The 1,670-nt window shown below is 70.5% G+C and carries 2 protein-coding genes; one reads left to right on the forward strand and one right to left on the reverse strand.

Features of this window, described 5'->3' with window-relative positions:
- Positions 1–107: 107 nt before the first annotated feature.
- The gene (locus E1264_RS42430; protein ID WP_207937010.1) at positions 108–968 is read right to left on the reverse strand and encodes a phosphoadenosine phosphosulfate reductase; all 861 of its coding nucleotides are present in this window, start codon (positions 966–968) and stop codon (positions 108–110) included.
- A 377-nt stretch (positions 969–1,345) separates the two neighbouring features.
- Between E1264_RS42430 and E1264_RS42435 the strand changes: the two genes are divergently transcribed.
- Positions 1,346–1,582: a hypothetical protein gene (locus E1264_RS42435; protein ID WP_132183209.1), complete on the forward strand. Its 237-nt coding sequence runs from the start codon at positions 1,346–1,348 to the stop codon at positions 1,580–1,582.
- Positions 1,583–1,670: the final 88 nt, after the last annotated feature.

Raw genomic sequence — 1,670 nt, forward strand, 5'->3', positions numbered from 1 at the left:
CTCCTTCTAAGGCCCGTTTGCGGGTCTGTGATCGGTTGGGGGCGGGCCCTCGGCGGTGTGCTTGGTGGCTTGGCGCCGAGGGCCGCTTTCGTCCCGTGGGTGGGTGGTTAGGTGAAGCACCATCCGCTGTCGCAGGTGCCGTCGCCGTCCTCGAACGGCAACGGGTCGGCGGTGGGGACCACGTCGGACAGCGGAGCGTTGTAGCGGGTCAGCCACACCGGGTCTTTGTCGAGGGTGCGGCGCCGGTCGTTGAGGGTGTCTTCCAGGTGGCATGCGCGGTCGAACAGTCCGGGCTCATCGCGGCGCATGTCCTGCCATGCGGTGAGGCGGTGGAAGGGGCAGAACCAGCAGGAGGATTTGGGCGGGACGGGCAGGCCGGCCGAGCGGATGATGCGGGGGCAGTCCGCGCGCCGGATCCCGAGGTCCAGCAGCGGGTACACGATGCGCTCGTGGGGTTCGCAGCGGCGGGCGTTGGCGCGGTGGATCTCGTCCACGCTGATGCCGATGCCGACCGTGGCGGGCTGGGTGGCGTTGGCGCCGTGGGCCTTGAGCCAGCGGCCGATGACCTTGATCTTGAAGTCGGCGGTGCAGGACCGGGTGCCGGGCGCGCCGTTGGACATGCGCACCGGGATCGGGATGGAACGCGACCCTTCCCGCATGAGACGCCCGTAGAGGGTTTCGGTAGAGCCGTCCCGGCGGGTGCGGTGCAACTCGAACAGGTCGATGCCGTGCGCGGCGGCGAACGGGGCCGCATGTTCGGCGACATAGCGCAGCGTGGCAGGGTATTCGGAATCGGCGCCGACGTTGGCGAACAGGAACGTGCCGAAGTCGATCTCCCCGCGGGCGGCCAGCACCAGGGCGGCGGTCGACTGCCAGCCTCCGCCGTAGCTGAAGGTCCGCAGCCCGGTGACGGTGCTGTGGTCGGTGTCGGGGCCGTGCGATGTCTGGGTGGCGGAGCCCTGCGTCATGGGCTCATCTCCTCTCGGGAAGGTCCCGTGATCGGTTGGGGTGCCCTCGGCGGTGTGCTGGTGGCTTGGCGCCGGGGCCGCTTCACGTTCTGGTGTGGACTGGCGGTGCGGGTTAGCGGTTGTCGAGGTTGCGGGGGCGAGCGCGACGCAGGTGTTGGAGGCGCCGCAGTAGGAGGAGACTCGCCAGCGGGCCGGGGCGGGGTCGGCCGGTGGTGTGATGCGGTCGTTGCGCCGGTGCGGCATGGGGTCCTCCCGTTGGGGTTTTGGGCATGGGTGGGCGCGGCCCCGCTGGGGCGGCGGACCGGGTGTGGTTGTGGGATGCTGACGCGAAGTCGGCCCGGAGAACGGCCGGGCCTTGTCGACCGGAAGGACGGCCGATGGCTGCCGCCCACGACGATCCGCTTGAGCGGTCTGAGTTCCTCGTGATCGGATACAACTCGCGCGACGCCAGCCTGACCGTGCTCAACAACATGGGCTACAGCGAGCGGAACCGGCATGACGCCGTCCAGGACGCCATGGCGGCGGCTGAGGACGCCCGGTCCCGCGGGTTGCCGTTGCGGTACGTCGTGGTCCGTGTCTCGACCGAAGCCGTCTTCCCGCCCGAACGGCGCTGAAGGGCGGGCATCCCCGGCCAAGGGGACAGGGCTGCGCCCGTACCGTCTGTGTTCCCCGGTCGGGGCGCGGGGGCCGGGTGGAGAAGGG

The organism is Actinomadura sp. KC216, from assembly GCF_004348535.1.
In the GTDB taxonomy this organism is placed as follows: domain Bacteria; phylum Actinomycetota; class Actinomycetes; order Streptosporangiales; family Streptosporangiaceae; genus Spirillospora.

What these genes read in the sequence shown, in the direction of transcription:
- E1264_RS42430 (WP_207937010.1), bottom strand. Translation starts at nt 968, where the DNA reads ATGACGCAGGGCTCCGCCACCCAGACATCGCACGGCCCCGACACCGAC.
- E1264_RS42435 (WP_132183209.1), top strand. Translation starts at nt 1,346, where the DNA reads ATGGCTGCCGCCCACGACGATCCGCTTGAGCGGTCTGAGTTCCTCGTG.